Genomic DNA, 20,126 nt, shown 5'->3' on the forward strand with positions numbered 1-20,126 from the left:
GACGCCGGCCGCCGTCCGGACACCCCGTGTCCTGATTGATGGGAGATCCGCGGCATCCGTATCGTCCCACCCATGATCGCCGAACTCGAATGCGTGGCACTCGACTGCCCCGATCCCCTCGAACTGGCCGACTTCTACCGGCGCCTGCTGGGCGGCACGGTCAACAAGCCCGATCCCCGCTGGTCGACGGACGACGACTGGGTGACGCTCCACTCGGGATCCGACTCGTCGGGCACCGTGCTGCCCTTCCAGCGGGCGGCCGACTTCCGCGCCCCCGACTGGCCCGACCCCGAGCTGCCCCAGCAGTTCCATCTGGACCTCACCGTCCGGGACCTCGACACGGCGCACCGGGCGGTGCTGGACATCGGCGCACGGCTGCTGGACGACGGGAGCGAGGCAGCGGACGGGGACGGCCAGGGCGGCGGAGGGGAACGCGGCTGGCGGGTCTACGCGGATCCGGCGGGGCACCCCTTCTGCCTGGTGCGGGGCTGAGGCATGGGCAGACCCCCGGGCCCCCGGCCCACCCCCGAGTCCTCGCGCCCTCCGCTGCCGCCGCTCCCGCAGCTCCCGCAGCTCCCGCAGCTCCCGGGGCACCCGGGGCACCCGGGGCACCCGGGCGACGCGACGCACGCCGATCTGGCCACCGAGCGGCTGGTGCTCCACCCGATGGGCATCGCGCTGGCCGAGCGGGTGGTCGCGGGCGAGCCTGGTGCCAACGACCTTTGGGCTCCCGGCTATCCGACCGACGGCGACATGGAGTCGGCCGCCGACTTCCTCAACCGCTGTGCCAGCACCGGCGATCCGCGGCCGTTCGGGGACTACGAGATCCGGCGCCGCGACGACGGTCTGACGATCGGGAGCCTCGGCTTCAACCGGCCGCCCGACGCCGATCTGACCGTGACCGTCGGCTACGGCCTGGTGCCGTCCGCGCGCGGCCGCGGCTACGCGACGGAGGCACTGCGCGAGTTGCTGCGCTTCGCGCGGGAGCGCGGCATCACCGCCGTGAAGGGCGACACCGACGACGACAACATCGCCTCCCAGCGGGTGATGCTGTCGGTCGGCATGCGGCTGGTCGCCCGGGACGGCGGGATGCGGTTCTACGCGATCGACTGGGACGCCGCCGAACGGGACGCTCAGGGGCGTTCGGCGGTCAGATAGCGCTGCACCGTGGGGCCGAGCCAGTCCGCGATCTGTTCGCGGTCCATCTCGACGGCGACGGGGAAGCGCAGCACGAAGCGGGAGAGCGCCATGCCCAGGATCTGCGAGGCGACCAGGGCGGTGCGGACGGGCGCCTGGGTGGGGTAGGGGCAGACCCGGGCGGCCAGCACGAAGAGCTGCTTCTTGAGGACCTCCTGCATCCGCTCGGCACCCACCGGGTTGGTGACACCGGTCCTGAGCAGGGCGACGAGGACGTCGTCCTGCTCCCAGCGGTCGAGGAAGTGCAGCACGAGGGTGCGGCCGATGTCCTGCCTCGGGACGTCGGTCAGGTCGGGGAGCCTCAGGTCGAACTCGCAGGCCGCCGCGAACAGGCCCTCCTTGTTGCCGAAGTAGCGCATCACCATCGAAGGGTCGATGGCCGCGTCCCTGGCGATGGCTCTGATGGTGGCCCGCTCGTAGCCGTCGGCGGCGAAGCGCTCGCGGGCCGCGGCGAGGATGGCCGCACGGGTGGTTTCGGAGCGCCGGGGCGTCTGCGTTTCAGTCATGCCAACAACCGTAGACCAACAATCGTTGGCCAACAAGCGTTGACATCATCTCGAACCCGGTTCTACGTTTACCAACAAGCGTTGACGATCCGGGAGTTCGCCATGAACAGCTCATCCGCCATGCACGACGCGCCCCTCGACAACACCTACGACACGTCCGTCGTCGTGGTCGGTTCCGGCCCGACCGGGCTGCTGCTCGCGGGAGACCTCGCGGCGGCGGGAGTCGCCGTCACCGTCGTCGAGAAACGGCCCGCCGGGATCAGCAACCTCAGCCGCGCGTTCGGCGTGCACGCCAGGACCCTGGAGCAACTGGACGCCCGGGGGCTCGCGGACGAACTCGTGAAGACCGGCAGGGCCGTCACCGAACTGCGGCTCTTCGGGTCGCTCGCGCTCGACCTGTCCGAGCTGCCCTCCCGCTTCCCGTACATGCTGATCACTCCGCAGTACGAGGTGGAGCGGCTGCTGCTGCGCCGCGCCGAGGAGCACGGCGTGCGGTTCCTGCACGGCGCGCTGGTCACCGACGTGGAGCAGGGCGGTGAGCGAGCCGGTGAGCAGGGCACCGGGCGGAGCGGCGGGCAGAACGGCGAGCCGGGCCGGGAGGGCGTGACCGTCCGGGTCCGTACAGAGGACGGCGGCACGGCCGTGCTGCGCGCCGCCTACGCGGTGGGCGCGGACGGCACGCGCAGCACGGTCCGTGAAGCGCTCGGCCTGCCGTTCCCCGGCCGGTCCGTCATCAGGTCGATCGTCCTGGCGGACGTACGGCTCGCCGAGGAACCGCGGAGCACGGTGACCGTCAACGGCGTGGGCAACGCCTTCGGCTTCGTCATCCCGTTCGGCGACGGCTACTGGCGCATCGGCGGGTGGGACCGTTCGCGCGGCGAGGTCTCCGACGCGGAGCCCGTGGAGCTCGACGAGTTGCGCGCGATCGCGCGGCGCGCGTTCGGCACGGACTTCGGGATGTACGACGTGCGGTGGATCTCGCGCTTCCACAGCGACGAGCGGCAGGTCCCCGCGTACCGGGTGGGCCGGGTCCTGCTCGCGGGGGACGCCGCGCACACCCACTCCCCCGCAGGCGGGCAGGGCATGAACACCGGGCTTCAGGACGCCGCGAACCTCGGCTGGAAGCTCGCGGCGGTACTCAGGGGCGAGGCGCCCGAGGCACTGCTCGACACGTACGAGGCGGAGCGGTGGCCCGTCGGGCGCGCGGTGCTGCGCAGCAGCGGTGCGATCGTCCGGCTCGCCATGGCGGGGACGCTTTCGCAGCGCGTCCTGCGTGCGGTGCTGGCGCGGGTCGTCGGTGGCGTGCGCCCGGTGCGGCGCCGGGCGCTGGGGCAGGTCACCGCGATCGGTTACGCATACGGACCGCGCGGGAGCCGCATCGGCACGCGCGTGCCGGACGTCCGGTTGGTGGAGGGGCGGTTGTACGAGGTGCTGCGCGCGGGCGCGTACGTACGCATCGTCCCTCGGGCGACCGCCGGCACGGGGAGCGACGGAACGGAGAACACCAGGACGGGCACCGTCGGCACAGGGAGCGACGGGCGGACGGTTCTGGCGCACTGGGCCAGCGGGCGGCAGGACACCCTGCTGGTCCGCCCGGACGGGTACGTGGCCGGGTGAGCGGAGGGCGTAGGGGGGTGGCCGCGCCCCGGGACGGGCGGGCGGGGGTGGCGAGCCCGCCCGCGCTCGGCGATCGCCTGCGGGCCGGTGACGGCCCGCTCGCGCAGTTCCCCGCGCCCCCGAAGGGACACCCGGTGCTCGCGCCCACGCGGCGGAGCCGCGCCATCGACCACGAACCCGCCCCCTCTACGCCACCGCGGCCAGTCCCCGCCCCTCCGTCTTCGCCACCAGAGACGCCAGTGACGCCCGCGTTCCCTGGAGTTCCGCGATGCGTTCTTCGATCTCCGTCAGACGCTCCACGAGCATTCCGCTCAGGCAGGGTTCGACCTCCTGTTCGCTGCCGCAGACGCAGTCCAGCACCTCGCGGATCACCCGCGTCGGCAGGCCCGCTTCGAGGAACGCCCTGATCCTGCGCACGACGTGCGGCGCGTCCTCGCCGTACACGCGTTGCCCCCCGGCCGTGCGCTCGGCGTCCAGCAGTCCCTGCTCCTCGTAGTAGCGCAGCAGCCGGACGCTGACCCCGCTCACTCTCGACAGCTCACCGATCTTCAACGTGATCCCCCTCACAGACCCTTGAAGCTCACACCGGTGTGAGCTCCTAGCGTTCCCCTCATGACGAACAACAACAGCGGCGGCAGCAACAGCGCCAGCAACCGCTCCCCCATTTTCTCCATCGGCGGCGACCTGCCCGTCCACCGCATCGGATACGGCGCGATGCGCCTGGCCGGTGCCCCCGGTGAGCGTTCCGGCGGCGGCGCCCCCATCTGGACCGCACCCACCGACCGGGACCGGGCGATCGCCCTGCTGCGTACGGCGGCGGAGAGCGGCGTGGACCTCTTCGACACCGCCGACGCCTACGCGCTGGGCACCAACGAGGAGCTGCTCGCGGAAGCACTCGCCCCCTACCGCGACCGCGTCAGCATCGCGACCAAGGTCGGGGTGGTGCGCCCCTCGCCCACCGAGTGGGTGCCGCTCGGTCACCCCGCCTACCTCCGCCAGCAGGCCGAGCTGAGCCTGCGCAGGCTGCGGGCCGAGCGCATCGACCTGCTCTACCTGCACCGCATCGACCCCGAGTACCCGTTGGCCGATCAGATCGGCGCTCTGAAGCAGCTCCAGGAGGAGGGCAAGGTCCGCCACATCGGCATATCCGAGCTGTCCGTCGAGCAGTTGGACGCGGCCGGGGAAGTCGCACCGATCGCCGCCGTGCAGAACCTCTACAACCTCGCGTCCCGCGACCACGAAACGGTTGTTGACCACACCGCGGAACGCGGCATCGCCTTCGTGCCGTTCTTCCCCATCGCGATGGGCGGGCACGCGGGGCCCGACAGCCCGCTCGCCGCCGTGGCCGAGGAGATCGGGGCCACCCCGTCCCAGACGGCACTCGCCTGGCTGCTGCACCGCGCACCCAACATCGTGCCGATCCCCGGCACGTCCTCCGAGCTCCACCTCAAGGAGAACCTGGAGGCGCTGCACGTCTCCCTGACCGCCGAGCAGTTCGCGCGCATCGACGCGGAGAGCGCCCGCGGGGCGAACACCGAAGGGGAGAACCGGGCATGAGCGCCTTCAACGAGCGTGTCATCGCGGAGTTCCGCGCGTCCGGCGGCACCGTGGGCGACCCCTTCGAGGGCACCGACCTGCTGCTCCTGACCACCAGGGGCGCCCGCTCGGGGCTGCCCCGCACCACCCCGCTGGTGCGCCTGGCGCACGGCGACACCGAGGTGGTGTTCGCCCTGAACGGCGGCGACCCCGCGTCGCCCGCCTGGTACCACAACCTGGTCGCCCACCCCGGCGACCTCACGGTCGAGGTGGGCACCGAGACCTACCGCGCCAGGCCGGTGGAGGTGGCCGATCCCGTGGAGTACGAGGAGCTGTGGCGGCGGCAGATCGCGGTGGAGCCGAAGTTCGCGCAGTTCCGGGAGCGGGCCGAGGGGGCGGGGCGCCGGGTGCCGCTGGTGGCGCTCACACGTGCCGGATCGTGATGACCGCCGCGTGTCCGTCGGTCGTCAGGACACCGGGCCAGTCGGTGACGAGCGCGGCGTCGAGCGGGCCGAGGGTCACGCCCTCGCTCGGCAGGCGGGCCTCGCCGGTCAGGGCGACGACCAGTACGGAACTCGCGGAGGGGACGACGATCGGCAGGCCGCCCCGTACGACCGAGACGAGGGCCGCCGTGTGGCCGCTGTCCCTGCGGTGCATCACGTTCAGGTTGACCACCGGACCGTCCAGCAGGCGCCCTTCGGTCGGCACGTCGCCGCGGAAGGCGTGTGGGGCGAACCTCTCGTCGGCCAACACCTGTTGACCGCCCACCGAGAGGTCCATCCCCGCGCCCTCCACGACAGTCAGGATCCGGTCCACCCCGTCGAACGCGGAGAACGGCCCGTCCGCCGCGACGTCAGCGAGGCTCACCCGCCAGCGGAAGTCGTCCGTGCCCGCGCCCTCGGGGAAGCAGGCGATCTCGCGGGTCACCCCGCCGCCGTTCTTCCACGGCACGGCCACGCGGTCCGCGGCCCTCAACACCCGTACGCGCTCGGCGGTCATCGCACGATCCCCTGAGCCCGCGCCGCCCGCAGCCACGTCGGGAACTCCGCGACCAGCCGGTCGTACAGCTCGTCGTCGGAGATCTTGCGCGGATCGAGTCCGGCGTGGAAGAAACCGGCGTTGTCCACGACGCGGTGCCGTGGCACCGCGAGTTCGTCGAGCTTGCGCAGGAAGTCGAACTGCGTGCTGCGCTTGTTGCCGAAGCCCACGAACTGCCAGAACAGCGGCAGCCGCGCGGCCTTGCACAGATAGCGCTCGGCAGCGGGCTTGCTGATCGGCCCGCCGTCCGTCTGGAAGACGACGAGCGCGGGCGCGGTCGAACCGCTGTCCAGGTAGTGGTCGATGACCGCGTCCATCGCCAGGTGGTAGCTGGTCCTGCCCATGTGGCCGAGGCCCGCGACGATCTCCGCCACCCGGCCCCCGTGGTTCTCCAGGGTGATGTCGGTGACCGCGTCCACGTCCGTGGAGAAGAAGACGACCGGCACCCGCCCGTCGTCGTCGAGGTTGGCCGACAGGCCAAGCACCCGGTCGGCGAAGTCCTGCACGACGCCGTCCCGGTAGTACTCGCGCATGGAGCCCGAGTAGTCGAGCACCAGGTACACGGCGGCGCGCTCCTCGCCGAGCCCGTGCCTGTGCAGGCTGGCACCCGCGCTCTTGTAGAGGCTGACGAGTGCGGGCGCGGTCTCCTCGACCTTGCGCAGGCTGATGGCGGCCGCCATGGCTGACCCCGATCCACAGGTGGTACGACGAACGGCGAGTGACTGTCGAGATTACGCCACGGGGGTCAACGCGAAAGGCCACACCGGAGGCCGGACCAGAGGCCTCGCCGAACACAGCGCCAACACCCCTTGACCTCGACCAAACTTGAGGTAGGAGCCTGGCGCACATGACCACACCACGCCTCTCCCGCCCCGCGATCACCCTCCTCGTCGTACTCATCGGCTATCTCACCTTCCCCATGGGGATGACCGGCACCGCACTCGCGCTGCCCGAGATAGGCCGCGACCTCGACGCGTCCGGCACCCCGCTCCAATGGGTCGTCACCGGTTACGTCCTCACCGCCTCGTCGGTGATGCTGGTCGCGGGCTCGCTCGGCGACATGTTCGGCCGCAGGAAGGTGTACGCGACCGGGGCCGGCGTCTACGCCCTGGGCACCTACGCGGCGGCGGGCGCGCAGAACATCCTGGTCCTGGACGCGGCCAGAACGCTCACCGGGATCGGCGCCGCCGGGGTCATGGCGGGCGGCGGTTCCCTGCTCGCCAGCGTCTTCCAAGGCCCGTCCCGCACAAGGGTGTTCGCCGCCGTCGGCACGGTCGCCGGGATCGGCATGGCGGCGGGCCCCACGCTCTCGGGCTGGCTGGTGAGCGGCTTCGGGTGGCGCGCGACGTTCCTCGTCTTCGGCACCACCGCCACGCTGGTCTTCGCCGCGTCCTTCCTGGCTCCCGACTCCCGGGCGGCCGAGCGCCCGAAGGTCGACCGGCCCGGCGTCGTCACCTTCGTCACCGGCCTCGCGCTGCTGATGTACGGAGTGACACAGGCGTCGCTCGTCCCGTCGCTGGCCGGACTCGTGGTGCTCGCCCTGTTCGTGGCGGTGGAACGCCGCAGCGACCACCCCGTGCTGGACTTCTCGCTGATCCGAAACAGGCGTTTCATGGGGTGGGTGCTCGGCGCCATGGCCGTTTCGTCGGGCGCGACCGGGGTGCTGGTCTTCTTCCCGACCTACCTCCAGGGCGGTGCCGGGTTCGGTGCCCAGCAGGCGGGGCTGATCCTGCTGGCGGCGACCGCGCCGATCTTCGCCTTCCCCTCCGTCGGCGGCTGGCTGGTGAACCACGGCTTCGCGCCGCGCCGCCTGCTGGTCACGGCACTGCTCCTGTCGGCGGCCGGCAACGCGTGGCTGGCCCTGGCGCTCGCCCCGGGCGCGAGCGCCCTCTCGCTCGCCCTGCCCCTGGTCCTCATCGGCAGCGCGAACGGCCTCGGCCTCGGCCAGATCGACGCCCAGGCGATGAGCCTGGTCGAGCAGGAGCGCGTCGGCCTCGCGTCGGGCCTGCTGAACACCGCGCGCGGCGGGGCGGGGGCCCTGGTCCTGGCGGGCGTGGGCGCGGCCCTCACCGGCCTGGTCGCCCTGGACGTGCACGACGAGGCCGTGGCAGCGACGGTCACCGCGGGGCAACGCCCGGACCTGGCGGGCCCGTTCACCGGGGCGTGGGAGTGGGTCGCCTGGACGGCGGCGGCCGTCCTGACCCTGGCGGCGCTCCTCGTACGGCACCTGCTGCGGCCGGTGCGGGACGCGCGGCCCGCACCGGCCACCGAGCCCGGCCCCGCCGAGCCCGTCGCCACCGAGTCCCGCCCCACCGAGCCCGTCCCCACCGAGTCCCCCGCACGGGTGTGACGGGCGTTCCGGGCCCCGATGTCAGTCGTCTCTGTGAAGATGTGGGAGGCGGTTCGGACAAGGGGGTTCGAAGGTTCCATGGGAGCAGAGAACACACAGGGGTCATGGGAGGCGTTCCGACGGGCCCTGGTCATGGGCGTGTCCGAGACCCGCTTCCTGCGCCGCGACCCCGATCTCGACGAGCGGTACCCCGGGCTCGGTTTCGTCGAGCGCGACGTGCGGCGCGTCAGCACGGCGCTGACCCAGTCCGGGTACGAGGTGACCGCGCCCGACCCGGAGGACGGGGAACTCCTGCGGAACGTACTGCTGCGGCGGCTGCGCGGCTTCTTCCGATCGTGCGCGCCCGGCGACACCGCCTTCGTCTACCTCTCCTGCCACGGGGTGCGCCTGGGCGACCGGGACTTCCTCGTCCCCGCCGACGCCCAGCCGGGGGACCTCGCCGCCGACGGCACCAGGGAACTGCTCGCGGACAGCCTCGTGCCCGCCGATCCGGGCACCCTGCTCACGGGGCTGCGGCCCGGGGTGACCGTCACGGTCTGCCTCGACATGTGCCGTACGGACGAGGAGGGTTCGCCGCCCGGCCGCCCCGTGCGCTTCGAGGTCTCCGACAAGGAGCGGATCTTCTGGCTCTTCGCGTCGAGCCCGGGGCAGGCCGCCCACGCCCACCGCACGGACGGCAGCCACTTCGGCCAGGCCCTCGCCGAGGCGATCGCCCCCACCTCCCCGCCCACCACCTTCGACGCGATCGTCGAACACACCCGCGCCGCGCTGCGCCGCCTCTCGGCCGACCTCCCCCACCCGCCGCCCGACCTGGACTGGGCCCTCGCTCCCGCCCACCGCGCGGCCGCCGCCGAGCTGAAGCTGTGCCGGGGTTCGCAGGAGACCCGGCGCTGGAGCACGGCGGTGACCGAATCCGGTCTCTGGCGCCACACGTCGGGCGACGAAGCGACCCACGAGCGGGTCAAGGACCGCCTCGTGGAGCTGGCCCGCCGGGTCGCCGCCCAGCGCGCGGGCCGAGGCACCCACCACGACGACCCCTGGGACGATCCCGGCCATCCGGAACGCGTGATGGACCGCCTCGCCCTACTGGTGGAAAGGGCCGGGCTGGACGGCAGGCAGCGGCTCTCCCCCGCGGAGACCGCGGTGCTGCTCGCGGCTCCCCTGCTGCACGAGGCGGTCGTGGTCCTCGTCCTCAACGAACTGCACACGGTCTCCGCATCGACATCGACCGACGCCCTCCCCGAACACCTGAGGCAGGTGCGCGGCGCGGCGGACGACGTGCGCAGGGCCCATTCGCAGACCCAGCGCACCCTGGACACCCTGCGTCGGCGGGGACTCCACGAGGCCGCGCACGCCGCAGAGCTGTGGCTGCGCCACCGGTTCATCGCCGGCTGGGACCGCCCCTGGGAGCGCAACGACGCGTACCGGTCGATCGACGGGCTGATTCGTACGGCGGCGGACGCGATCACCGCCGCGTTCACGCTCCCGGGGCAGGAGGAGTCCGCGCCCGCCCTCGCGCCCGCCCCCTCTCCCGCGCCAGACCGGATCAAGCACCAGATCCGCCAGGTCGCGGGCCACCTGACCGTACGCCCCGCCGCGAGCCCCCGGATCAACGAGTCGGACCACACGGACGGCTGGAGCACCCGCCCTCCGGGGCCGGGGAACCAGTGGCGCGGCCGGGAGCTGGCCCAGCTCCTGTGGACGGCGGGGCTGCTGGCCGTCGATCCGCGCCTGCTGTCCGGCGTGGTCGTGGACCACCTGGGCGCGCACTCCGCGCTGCGCCCGCGCGAGACGGTGGCGGCCCTCGCGGCGGGCTTCCACCTGGAGCCGGTCGACAAGGACGGCAGGGAGGACGCGAGCAGCGGGGAGGGTGCGAGCACCAAGAACGGCCAAGGCACCAAGAACGGCAAGGGCACCAAGGACGGCAAGGGCGGCCCGTACGCGCTCTCCGTGCACTTCCCCTGCCCGCACCCCGCACTGCACTTCGCCGTCGAAGGGCTGGTCGCCAGGGTCAACGACACGTTGTCCTCGGCCCGGGGCGACACCGCCCCCTTGCTGCGCGGACTCCCCGACCGCGTCACCGCCGAGCACCTGTACGCGCTGGACGACGCGTACCAGCAGCCGTTGGAGCGCTTCCAGCTCTCCGAGGACGAGATCCGCCCGCTCCTGATGGGCACCCAGCTGTACGGCGACCGCATGCTGGCGGTGCGCGAGCTGTACCAGAACGCGCTGGACGCCTGCCGCCACCGGACCATGCGCGTGGGCTACGCCCAGCGGCGCGGCACGCCCGACGCGGACTGGCGGGCGCACATCTCGTTCACCCAGGGCTGGGACGAAGGCCGCCCGTACATCGAGTGCCAGGACAACGGCACCGGCATGTCGCGCGAGAAGCTCGTCTCGATGTTCGCGCGCGCGGGCAGGCGGTACGAACAGGACCCGGACTTCGTGCAGGAGCGTAGGAACTGGCGGCGGGCGGGCCTGGCGGACCTGGACCTCAACAGCCGTTTCGGCATCGGGGTGTTCAGCTACTTCATGCTCGCCGACGAGGTCGTCGTGTGGACCCGCCCGGTGAACCTCCTCGGCATCCCGGTGGGCGACCGGGGCGTACGGGCCGAGATCCAGGCGGGCTCCGGCCTGGTCCAGGTCCGCCACACGGAGAAGGCCCCGCCGGGGGGCGGCACGCGGGTGCGGCTGTACCTGTCGACGGACGACGGGGAGCTTCCCTCGCTGGTGGAGACGTTGCGGTCGACGCTCTGGGTGAGCGATCACCGGGTGACGGCGACGGAGTGCGCGCAGGACGCCCCGGAGCGCGTGGTGCGCGCGGCCGCCTGGGAACCTGGCGAGCTGACGGCGTCCGCCTCCTGGGACGGCGGCCCCCTCCCGGCGGGCGGCGACGCCTGGCTGGTCCAGGGGGAGGGGCGGGTCCTGCTGGACGGTGTGGTGGTGGGCCACGCGGAGAAGCCGTACGGGCGGGTGGTGAACCTACGGGCTCGGCACCGGCCGGTGCCGAGCGTGGACCGCAACCAGATGCTGTCCTACGACGAGGGCCTGGCGCTGGCGGAGCTGCTCGACGCCGTTCCGGAGGCGGCGAAGGGCTGGCCAGAGGTGCAGCTGTCGCACCTCTGGGTGCTGGCGAAGCGAGAACCCCGGCTCGTGGTCGCGCTGCTGAGCGCGCTGAGGCCCGACGTCGTGGCGGTGTTGCAGTCGGGAGAGCTGAGCCGCCGGCTGCTGCACAAGCGCATGCCCCTGGCCCTGGTGGGGTGCCTGCCCTTCGATCAGTCCGAGTCAGAAAGGGACAGCCCGCCGTTGCACCGTCCGGGCAGGGAGCACGAGGACGGCCTGCTGAGGGCGTGGCAACGGTCTCGCCTCGGCCTGGCCTTCGCGAAGGACGAGCCGTTCGTCCCGGCGAGCTACGCCGCACCGAGCGCCATCGACGCACTGCTCTTCCACTCCGGCCTTCCCCGGGAAGACTGGGGAAGCGCCTTGCAAACGGCTGCTCTCGCCTCGGTCCCGCTGGCCGACGCCGTACGTGCGCTGCGCAGACACGCCATCGCCGGGCTCCATGTCCCCGCTGCCGACGACCCCAGGTCCCTGCGCACCGTACGTCCCACACCGGTCATGACCCACCTCTACCAGGGGTATACGGAGGTGGCCGGATCGCCTCTGGTCGATGATCCGCAGCCGCCGGCCGTACACGCGCCATTGGTGTGGACCTCCGCCGTGCACGACATCACTCTGGGCGAGGCGGCGCAGCAACTGGACCGTCTCCTCGCCATCGATGCGGCCCTGCCGGCGGCGCCGCGCCTGGACGAAGAGCTCATGGCTCAGAGCTTCACCACCGCTGAAGCCGAATTCCTCGCCAGGAGAACGTCCGGCGCATGGAACGCGGGTGCCCTGTGCCGGGTGGACCGGCTCAGCCGGACAGGTCCGCTCCTGTCGGAGCGGCAATTGGTGAGTCGGATTCGCCAGCTGGCCCCGCTGGGGTTCTCCCTCTGCCCCGAGCCGGGCGACGAGCAGAGCGCGTACGAGGGTTTGACGCCCAACGAGAGGCGTCTGTTCTCCGTCAGGTCCGACGGCCAACCGTCGTGGCGCACCCGAGACCTGCTCCTGACGGATGTGCTGCGGGCCGCCGCGGATCTCAATGCCACGGTCGGCGACGTCCTGGAGCAGATCGAGAAGTCGCGGGCGAAAACCGGACTGTCCGGCCCCGCCGTCCCCTCCGACGCACACACCTGGACACCGCCCCATTGGCTCGGCACCCCCTTCGTCGAAGAACAGGACCCCACTCCCCTCACACCTTGGCAGTTCGCTTGCTACGTGAACTGGTACGGGCAGACGCCCCAGGTGGAAGAGATGGAGCACCACGCACAGATGCTCATTGCCTGTGGTCTGCTGGCAGTCGAGACACCGTTGCCCCTGTCAGCCGTAACGGAGCAGGCCGTCGCGCTCAGTGCCAGTCCCATCGATGCCTACTTCCTCGCCGAAGAGGCCGCGACGATCACCGACGGATCTCTCCACCTCTCCCTGCCCGCCCTGCTCGCCCAAGCGAGCACCAACAATTCCTCCCTGGAAGAGTTCGTCGGCAAGCTGGCGGAGGAACGGCCCACCCTTCCCCTGGACATCGCGGAAGTCCCCTGGGGAGCGGGCCACCTGGAGCCCACCACCGCGGAGGTCCACGCCATCACCGAAGTACCCCACGACGGAAGGCGACGCTTCCGGTGCGTGAGCATCGCCGACGTCCTGCGGTGCGCCTACCTGGACCGCCGCACCCTGGGTACCGCACACACCCGGCTGGCCGAGTACGTCCTCCTGGGCGCCCCGCCCCCGCCCGGCGACCTCACCGCCCCGGGCGCCGAGCCCCTCCTCTTCCTGCGCCCCACCCGCTTCGACCTCGCCGCGTTCGACGCGGGCCTTCTGGGCCCCGGCACACTCGGCCCCCTTGAACTCGTGCTCGTCGCGGGCCGCTTCAGCTGGACGATCGGCCAGGCGTACGAGCGCTACGCGCCCTTCCGTCACCTCGGGCTCGCCGTCGCCGTCCGCGAGCCCACTCCCGAAGAGGCCGCGTACGCCCCCGACTGGCGCGACGTCGTCATCCTCACCGAGCAGCTGACCGGCCGCGCCCCCGCGCTCCACGGCACGCTCACCCCGGACGACGTCCTGCTCCGCTCCGAGGAGACCGACCTGACGCCCCGGGAGGTCCACGAGCGCCTGACCCGCTGGGCCCGCCTCTTCGACCTCGCGCCGCCGAAGACCCCTCCCGCGTCGTGACGCGGCGGACAGAAGCAGGCGGACAGAAGCAGGCAGGCACGCAGGAGTAGGCAGACAAAAAGCGACGCGGCGCCGCCCATGAGTCCGGTCGGGGACAGGGGCGGTCGCCGCGTCTGTGTTCCGTACGACGCTGTACGGGACGATTCGGGGAGCGGGGCTACACCGTCAGCGCCCGGTCAGTCGGCCTGATCGGGGCGGGAAGCTCGCTCGCCCCAGTAAGATACCGGTCTACACCACGTGCTGCCGAACGGCCCTCCGCGATGGCCCAGACGATCAAGGACTGGCCTCGCCCGGCGTCACCGGCCACGTACACACCGTCGACGTTCGTCGCGAATTCGCCGTCCCGCGCGATGTTGCCGCGCGCGTCCAGTTCCAGTCCGAACTGCGAGACGAGGCCGTTCTCCACGTCCGTACCGGTGAAGCCCATCGCGAGGGTCACCAGCTGCGCCGGGATCTTCCGCTCCGTGCCCGCCTTCTGGACGATCTTGCCGTCGACGAACTCGACCTCGACCAGGTGCAGGAACTGCACGTTCCCGTCCTCGTCGCCCTCGAAGTGCGTGGTCGAGACGGAGTAGACCCGCTCGCCGCCCTCCTCGTGGGCCGAGGTGACCTTGTAGAGCATCGGGAACGTCGGCCAGGGCTGCCCGGCCGCGCGCTCCTCGCCCGGCCGCGGCATGATCTCCAGCTGGGTGACCGAGGCCGCGCCCTGGCGGTGGGCGGTGCCCACGCAGTCCGCGCCGGTGTCGCCGCCGCCGATCACGACGACGTGCTTGCCCTCGGCGGTCAGGGGCGGCGTCACGAAGTCGCCCTCCTGCACCTTGTTGGCGAGCGGCAGGTACTCCATCGCCTGGTGGATGCCGTTCAGCCCGCGGCCGGGGACGGGCAGGTCGCGCGCCGTGGTGGCGCCCGCCGCGATGACGACCGCGTCGAACCGCTTGCGCAGGTCCGTCGAGGACAGGTCGCGGCCGATCTCGATGCCCGTACGGAACTTCGTGCCCTCCGCGCGCATCTGCTCGATGCGGCGGTTGATGTGCCGCTTCTCCATCTTGAACTCGGGGATGCCGTAGCGCAGCAGCCCGCCGATGCGGTCGGCGCGCTCGTACACCACGACCGTGTGGCCGGCCCGGGTGAGCTGCTGGGCGGCGGCCAGGCCCGCGGGGCCCGAGCCGATCACGGCGACGGTCTTGCCCGAGAGGCGCTCGGGGACCTGCGGCGCGACGCTGCCGTTGTCCCACGCCTTGTCGATGATCGAGACCTCGACGTTCTTGATGGTCACGGCGGGCTGGTTGATGCCCAGCACGCACGCGGCCTCGCAGGGCGCCGGGCAGAGGCGGCCGGTGAACTCCGGGAAGTTGTTGGTGGCGTGCAGCCGCTCGCTCGCCGCCGACCAGTCCTCGCGGTAGGCGTAGTCGTTCCACTCGGGGATGAGGTTTCCGAGGGGACAGCCGTTGTGGCAGAACGGGATGCCGCAGTCCATGCAGCGCCCGGCCTGCTTGCTGATGATCGGCAGCAGGGAGCCGGGGACGTAGACCTCGTTCCAGTCCTTGACGCGCTCGCCCGTCGGGCGGGTCCTGGCGACCTCGCGCTCCGTGGTCAAAAAGCCCTTGGGGTCAGCCATTGGTCGCCGCCTCCATCATCTTCTCGGTGGTCTCCCGCTCGGAGAGACCGGCGAGCTCAGCGGCTTCCTTGGCGGCGAGCACTGCCTTGTACGCGGACGGAATGATCTTGCTGAAGCGCCGTGCGGCGGCCGGCCAGTCGGCGAGCAGCTTCTCGGCGACCGTGGAGCCGGTCTCCTCCTGGTGGCGGCGCACGACGTCGTGCAGCCACCGCTCGTCGGCCTCCGTCAGGGCCTCGATCGCGCCGTGGTTCCCGGCGTTCACGTCGTCCCTGTTCAGGTCGATGACGTACGCGGTGCCGCCCGACATGCCCGCCGCGAAGTTGCGGCCGGTCTCGCCGAGCACGACCGCGTGGCCGCCGGTCATGTACTCGCAGCCGTGGTCGCCCACGCCCTCGGAGACGACGGTCGCGCCGGAGTTGCGGACGCAGAAGCGCTCGCCGGTGCGGCCGCGCAGGAACAGCTCGCCGCCGGTGGCGCCGTACGCGATGGTGTTGCCCGCGATGGTGGAGTACTCGGCGAGGTGGTCGGCGCCCCGGTCGGGCCGGACGATCACGCGGCCGCCGGACAGGCCCTTGCCGACGTAGTCGTTGGCGTCGCCTTCGAGGCGCAGGGTCACGCCGCGCGGCACGAACGCGCCGAACGACTGGCCCGCGGAGCCGGTGAAGGTGATGTCGACGGTGTCGTCGGGCAGGCCCGCGCCGCCGAACCGCTTCGTCACCTCGTGGCCGAGCATGGTGCCGACGGTCCTGTTGATGTTGCGGATCGCGACCTGGGCGCGGACCGGCTGGGCGGCCTCGGCGCTCTCGGCGTGCAGCGCGTCGGCGGCGAGCTTGATCAGCTGGACGTCGAGCGCCTTCTCCAGGCCGTGGTCCTGCGCGACGAGCTGGTGGCGCACCGCGCCCTCGGGCAGGTCGGGGACGTGGAACAGCGGCTCCAGGTCCAGGCCCTGCGCCTTCCAGTGCGTGACGGCCCGCTCGGTGTCGAGGAGTTCGGCGTGGCCGACGGCCTCCTCGATGGTGCGGAAGCCCAGCTCGGCGAGGATCTCGCGGACCTCCTGCGCGATGAACTCGAAGAAGTTCACCACGAATTCGGGCTTGCCGGAGAAGCGGTCGCGGAGCACCGGGTTCTGCGTGGCGATGCCGACCGGGCAGGTGTCGAGGTGGCAGACGCGCATCATGACGCAGCCGGAGACGACGAGCGGCGCGGTGGCGAAACCGAACTCCTCGGCGCCGAGGAGGGCGGCGATGACGACGTCGCGGCCGGTCTTCAGCTGGCCGTCGGTCTGCACGACGATGCGGTCGCGCAGGCCGTTGAGCAGCAGGGTCTGCTGGGTCTCGGCGAGGCCCAGCTCCCAGGGGCCGCCCGCGTGCTTCAGCGAGGTGAGCGGGGAGGCGCCGGTGCCGCCGTCGTGGCCGGAGATGAGGACGACGTCCGCGTGGGCCTTGGAGACGCCCGCCGCGACCGTGCCGACGCCGACCTCGGAGACCAGCTTCACGTGGATGCGGGCGACCGGGTTGGCGTTCTTGAGGTCGTGGATGAGCTGGGCGAGGTCCTCGATGGAGTAGATATCGTGGTGCGGCGGCGGCGAGATGAGACCGACGCCCGGGGTGGAGTGGCGGGTCTTGGCGACCCACGGGTACACCTTGTGGCCGGGCAGCTGGCCGCCCTCGCCGGGCTTGGCGCCCTGGGCCATCTTGATCTGGATGTCGTCGGCGTTGACCAGGTACTCGCTGGTGACGCCGAAGCGGCCGGACGCGACCTGCTTGATGGACGAGCGGCGCTCGGGGTCGTACAGGCGGTCCGGGTCCTCGCCGCCCTCGCCGGTGTTGGACTTGCCGCCCAGCCGGTTCATGGCGACGGCGAGGGTCTCGTGGGCCTCGCGCGAGATGGAGCCGTAGGACATGGCGCCGGTGGAGAAGCGCTTGACGATCTCGGAGACCGGCTCGACCTCGTCGACGGGGATCGCGGGGCGGTCGGAGGTGAAGCCGAAGAGGCCGCGCAGCGTCATCAGGCGCTCGGACTGCTCGTTCACCCGGCCCGTGTACTGCTTGAAGATGTCGTACCGCTTGGAGCGCGTGGCGTGCTGGAGGCGGAAGACCGTCTCGGGGTCGAAGAGGTGCGGCTCGCCCTCGCGGCGCCACTGGTACTCGCCGCCGATCTCCAGCGCGCGGTGCGCGGAGGCGATGCCGCTGGCCGGGTACGCCTTGGCGTGCCGGGCGGCGACCTCCTTGGCGACGACCTCGAGGCCGGCGCCGCCGATCTTGGTGGCGGTGCCGTTGAAGTACTTCTCGACGAAGGCGTCTTCCAGGCCGACGGCCTCGAAGACCTGCGCGCCGCGGTAGGAGGCGACGGTGGAGATGCCCATCTTGGACATGACCTTCAGGACGCCCTTGCCCAGCGCGTAGATCAGGTTGCGGATGGCCAGCTCGGGCTCGGTGCCCTCGATGAAGGTGCCGGCGCGGACCAGGTCCTCGACGGACTCCATCGCGAGGTACGGGTTGACGGCGGCGGCGCCGTAGCCGATGAGCAGGGCGACGTGGTGGACCTCGCGGACGTCGCCCGCCTCGACCAGCAGGCCCACCTGGGTGCGCTGCTTGGTGCGGATGAGGTGGTGGTGGACGGCGGAGGTGAGCAGCAGCGAGGGGATCGGCGCGTGCTCGGCGTCGGAGTGCCGGTCGGAGAGGACGATCAGGCGGGCGCCGTCCTCGATGGCGGCGTCGGCCTCGGCGCAGACGGCCTCGATGCGGGCGGCCAGCGCGTCGCCGCCGCCGCTGACGCGGTAGAGGCCGGAGAGCGTGGCGGCCTTCATGCCGGGCATGTCGCCGTCGGCGTTGATGTGGATGAGCTTGGCCAGCTCGTCGTTGTCGATGACCGGGAAGGGCAGGGTCACCGAGCGGCAGGACGCGGCCGTCGGGTCCAGGAGGTTGCCCTGCGGGCCGAGCGAGGAGACCAGCGAGGTGACGAGCTCCTCGCGGATGGCGTCCAGCGGCGGGTTGGTGACCTGCGCGAAGAGCTGGGTGAAGTAGTCGAAGAGCAGCCGGGGGCGCTCGGAGAGCGCGGCGATCGGCGAGTCGGTGCCCATGGAGCCGATCGGCTCGGTGCCGGTGCGGGCCATCGGGGCGAGGATGACGCGCAGTTCTTCCTCGGTGTAGCCGAAGGTCTGCTGGCGGCGGGTGACCGAGGCGTGCGTGTGCACGATGTGCTCGCGCTCGGGCAGGTCCTCCAGCTCGATCTCGCCGGTCTCCAGCCACTCCTGGTACGGGTTCTCGGCGGCGAGGGCGGCCTTGATCTCGTCGTCCTCGATGATGCGGTGCTCGGCGGTGTCGACGAGGAACATCCGGCCGGGCTGGAGGCGGCCCTTGCGGACGACCTTGGCGGGGTCGATGTCGAGGACGCCGACCTCGGAGGAGAGGACGACGAGGCCGTCGTCGGTGACCCAGTAGCGGCCGGGGCGCAGGCCGTTGCGGTCCAGGACCGCGCCGACCTGGACGCCGTCGGTGAAGGTGACGCAGGCGGGGCCGTCCCAGGGCTCCATCATCGTGGAGTGGTACTGGTAGAAGGCGCGCCTGGCCGGGTCCATGGAGGCGTGGTTCTCCCACGCCTCGGGGACCATCATCAGCACGGAGTGCGGCAGCGAGCGCCCGCCGAGGTGGAGCAGTTCCAGGACCTCGTCGAAGGAGGCGGAGTCGGAGGCGTCCGGCGTACAGACGGGGAAGATCCGCTCCAGCTTCTCGGCGCCGAAGAGGTCGCTGGCGAGCTGGGACTCGCGGGCCCGCATCCAGTTCCTGTTGCCCTTGACCGTGTTGATCTCGCCGTTGTGGGCGACGAAGCGGTACGGGTGGGCGAGCGGCCAGCTCGGGAAGGTGTTCGTGGAGAACCGCGAGTGGACGAGGGCCACGGCGGTCGCGAAGCGCCGGTCGGAGAGGTCGGGGAAGAAGGGTTCGAGCTGGCCGGTGGTCAGCATGCCCTTGTAGACGATGGTGCGCGCGGACAGCGAGGGGAAGTAGACCCCGGCCTCGCGCTCGGCGCGCTTGCGGACGACGAACGCCTTGCGGTCCAGGGCGATGCCCTCGCTGCCTTCGGCGGCGACGAACAGCTGCCGGAAGGCGGGCATGGTGGCGCGGGCGCCGTTGCCGAGCAGGTCGGGGGTGACGGGGACGTCGCGCCAGCCGAGGACGGTGACGCCCTCGTCGGCCGCGATCGTCTCGATCCGTGAGACGGCCTCGCCGCTGTCCCCGGCGGGCAGGAAGGCGATGCCGACGGCGTACGAACCGGCTGCGGGCAGCTCGAATCCGGCCACCTCGCGGAGGAACGCGTCGGGCACCTGGAGCAGGATTCCGGCGCCGTCGCCCGAGTCGGGCTCGGAGCCGGTGGCGCCGCGGTGTTCGAGGTTGCGCAGTACCGTCAGCGCCTGCTCGACCAGCTCATGGCTGGCCACACCGGTCAGAGTGGCCACGAACCCGACACCGCAGGCGTCGTGTTCGTTACGGGGGTCGTACAGGCCCTGCGGGGCGGGGCGACCCTCCATGGGCGACCAGGCGTGGGTACGCATCGGCTCTCCCGTCGTCGTCGTGGCATGTGCTGATACCGAGGGACGACGTTGGCCCTGGCGAAATTTCGTGCAGGTTACATGATGGAGTGCTTCTCGGAAAGCGGATAGCTCATTCCAACATGCGGACACCGCTCATGGCGGCGGAAGGGGCTCGGACGGACAGATCGCTGTCCGTCAGGACCGGGCGAGCAGGCTTCGTTGCCCACAGCGCTTACGGCTCATGCCCAACGGTCGAGGTCGCGAAACCGACAGGAAACGACTACTTATGTGCTCCGCTGCATAGTGTCTCATCGAGTCGGCCGCCTCGGGGAGGGACTTACGTCACACGGAAGCGGTGGGACAGGGGCCGCTCCCCCGTCCCACCGCTCACTTTCGTCCCAGCATTCACATGCGCCTCAGCGCTTGCAGCCGCATTCAGTGCTTGCAGCCGTATTCAGCGCTTGC

13 protein-coding genes are annotated in these 20,126 nt (G+C 71.6%); 7 read left to right on the plus strand and 6 right to left on the minus strand.

Annotation, left to right across the window (positions count from 1 at the left end; translation table 11 throughout):
- The first annotated feature begins 72 nt into the window (after positions 1-72).
- Together ACIBNE_RS29480 and ACIBNE_RS29485 are read left to right on the plus strand one after the other, a co-directional pair.
- Positions 73-492, plus strand: coding sequence for a VOC family protein (locus tag ACIBNE_RS29480; RefSeq protein ID WP_399276817.1), 420 nt, complete (start codon positions 73-75; stop codon positions 490-492).
- Between the two features lie 3 nt (positions 493-495).
- The gene (locus tag ACIBNE_RS29485) at positions 496-1,158 is read left to right on the plus strand and encodes a GNAT family N-acetyltransferase (protein WP_399276819.1); all 663 of its coding nucleotides are present in this window, start codon (positions 496-498) and stop codon (positions 1,156-1,158) included.
- Here ACIBNE_RS29485 and ACIBNE_RS29490 read toward each other — a convergent pair.
- Positions 1,134-1,703, minus strand: coding sequence for a TetR family transcriptional regulator (locus tag ACIBNE_RS29490; RefSeq protein ID WP_399276821.1), 570 nt, complete (start codon positions 1,701-1,703; stop codon positions 1,134-1,136). The two genes, ACIBNE_RS29485 and ACIBNE_RS29490, sit on opposite strands and share 25 nt — an antisense overlap.
- Before the next feature lie 102 nt (positions 1,704-1,805).
- On the opposite strand from ACIBNE_RS29490, the gene ACIBNE_RS29495 reads away from it, so the two are divergent.
- Positions 1,806-3,320, plus strand: coding sequence for an FAD-dependent monooxygenase (locus tag ACIBNE_RS29495; protein ID WP_399276823.1), 1,515 nt, complete (start codon positions 1,806-1,808; stop codon positions 3,318-3,320).
- Positions 3,321-3,506: 186 nt separating this feature from the next.
- Here the strand turns inward: ACIBNE_RS29495 and ACIBNE_RS29500 are convergent, their stop codons facing one another.
- The gene (locus tag ACIBNE_RS29500) at positions 3,507-3,872 is read right to left on the minus strand and encodes a MerR family transcriptional regulator (RefSeq protein WP_399276825.1); all 366 of its coding nucleotides are present in this window, start codon (positions 3,870-3,872) and stop codon (positions 3,507-3,509) included.
- A 60-nt stretch (positions 3,873-3,932) separates the two neighbouring features.
- On the opposite strand from ACIBNE_RS29500, the gene ACIBNE_RS29505 reads away from it, so the two are divergent.
- Positions 3,933-4,877: an aldo/keto reductase gene (locus ACIBNE_RS29505; protein WP_399276827.1), complete on the plus strand. Its 945-nt coding sequence runs from the start codon at positions 3,933-3,935 to the stop codon at positions 4,875-4,877.
- The gene (locus tag ACIBNE_RS29510; RefSeq protein ID WP_399276829.1) at positions 4,874-5,299 is read left to right on the plus strand and encodes a nitroreductase/quinone reductase family protein; all 426 of its coding nucleotides are present in this window, start codon (positions 4,874-4,876) and stop codon (positions 5,297-5,299) included. The genes ACIBNE_RS29505 and ACIBNE_RS29510 overlap by 4 nt, the downstream gene beginning before the upstream one ends.
- Here the strand turns inward: ACIBNE_RS29510 and ACIBNE_RS29515 are convergent.
- Positions 5,280-5,855 (minus strand): HutD family protein, encoded by a 576-nt coding sequence (locus tag ACIBNE_RS29515; RefSeq protein WP_399276831.1) that lies wholly within the window; start codon positions 5,853-5,855, stop codon positions 5,280-5,282. The two genes, ACIBNE_RS29510 and ACIBNE_RS29515, sit on opposite strands and share 20 nt — an antisense overlap.
- Positions 5,852-6,574 (minus strand): vWA domain-containing protein, encoded by a 723-nt coding sequence (locus ACIBNE_RS29520; RefSeq protein ID WP_399276833.1) that lies wholly within the window; start codon positions 6,572-6,574, stop codon positions 5,852-5,854. The genes ACIBNE_RS29515 and ACIBNE_RS29520 overlap by 4 nt, the downstream gene beginning before the upstream one ends.
- 167 nt (positions 6,575-6,741) lie before the next feature.
- Between ACIBNE_RS29520 and ACIBNE_RS29525 the strand changes: the two genes are divergently transcribed.
- Both ACIBNE_RS29525 and ACIBNE_RS29530 read left to right on the plus strand, forming a co-directional pair.
- Entirely contained in the window at positions 6,742-8,244 is a 1,503-nt protein-coding gene (locus tag ACIBNE_RS29525; RefSeq protein ID WP_399276835.1) for an MFS transporter, read from the plus strand.
- Positions 8,245-8,322: 78 nt separating this feature from the next.
- A complete protein-coding gene (locus tag ACIBNE_RS29530) occupies positions 8,323-13,512 on the plus strand; it encodes a caspase family protein (RefSeq protein ID WP_399276837.1) in 5,190 nt (1,729 codons plus the stop codon).
- A 157-nt stretch (positions 13,513-13,669) separates the two neighbouring features.
- On the opposite strand, the gene ACIBNE_RS29535 is transcribed toward ACIBNE_RS29530, so the two are convergent.
- Together ACIBNE_RS29535 and gltB are read right to left on the minus strand one after the other, a co-directional pair.
- Positions 13,670-15,130, minus strand: coding sequence for a glutamate synthase subunit beta (locus tag ACIBNE_RS29535; protein WP_399276839.1), 1,461 nt, complete (start codon positions 15,128-15,130; stop codon positions 13,670-13,672).
- Positions 15,123-19,682: a glutamate synthase large subunit gene (gene gltB, locus ACIBNE_RS29540; RefSeq protein WP_399276841.1), complete on the minus strand. Its 4,560-nt coding sequence runs from the start codon at positions 19,680-19,682 to the stop codon at positions 15,123-15,125. The genes ACIBNE_RS29535 and gltB overlap by 8 nt, the downstream gene beginning before the upstream one ends.
- Positions 19,683-20,126: the final 444 nt, after the last annotated feature.

Origin of the sequence: Streptomyces sp. NPDC050504 (genome assembly GCF_044458065.1) — a bacterium.
Taxonomy (GTDB): Bacteria; Actinomycetota; Actinomycetes; order Streptomycetales; family Streptomycetaceae; genus Streptomyces.

Excerpts from the sequence above, each read along its gene's own strand:
- ACIBNE_RS29495 (WP_399276823.1), top strand. The coding sequence starts at position 1,806 with ATGAACAGCTCATCCGCCATGCACGACGCGCCCCTCGACAACACCTAC.
- ACIBNE_RS29480 (WP_399276817.1), top strand. The coding sequence starts at position 73 with ATGATCGCCGAACTCGAATGCGTGGCACTCGACTGCCCCGATCCCCTC.
- ACIBNE_RS29530 (WP_399276837.1), top strand. The coding sequence starts at position 8,323 with ATGGGAGCAGAGAACACACAGGGGTCATGGGAGGCGTTCCGACGGGCC.
- ACIBNE_RS29525 (WP_399276835.1), top strand. The coding sequence starts at position 6,742 with ATGACCACACCACGCCTCTCCCGCCCCGCGATCACCCTCCTCGTCGTA.
- ACIBNE_RS29535 (WP_399276839.1), bottom strand. The coding sequence starts at position 15,130 with ATGGCTGACCCCAAGGGCTTTTTGACCACGGAGCGCGAGGTCGCCAGG.
- gltB (WP_399276841.1), bottom strand. The coding sequence starts at position 19,682 with ATGCGTACCCACGCCTGGTCGCCCATGGAGGGTCGCCCCGCCCCGCAG.
- ACIBNE_RS29505 (WP_399276827.1), top strand. The coding sequence starts at position 3,933 with ATGACGAACAACAACAGCGGCGGCAGCAACAGCGCCAGCAACCGCTCC.
- ACIBNE_RS29510 (WP_399276829.1), top strand. The coding sequence starts at position 4,874 with ATGAGCGCCTTCAACGAGCGTGTCATCGCGGAGTTCCGCGCGTCCGGC.
- ACIBNE_RS29515 (WP_399276831.1), bottom strand. The coding sequence starts at position 5,855 with ATGACCGCCGAGCGCGTACGGGTGTTGAGGGCCGCGGACCGCGTGGCC.
- ACIBNE_RS29520 (WP_399276833.1), bottom strand. The coding sequence starts at position 6,574 with ATGGCGGCCGCCATCAGCCTGCGCAAGGTCGAGGAGACCGCGCCCGCA.
- ACIBNE_RS29485 (WP_399276819.1), top strand. The coding sequence starts at position 496 with ATGGGCAGACCCCCGGGCCCCCGGCCCACCCCCGAGTCCTCGCGCCCT.
- ACIBNE_RS29490 (WP_399276821.1), bottom strand. The coding sequence starts at position 1,703 with ATGACTGAAACGCAGACGCCCCGGCGCTCCGAAACCACCCGTGCGGCC.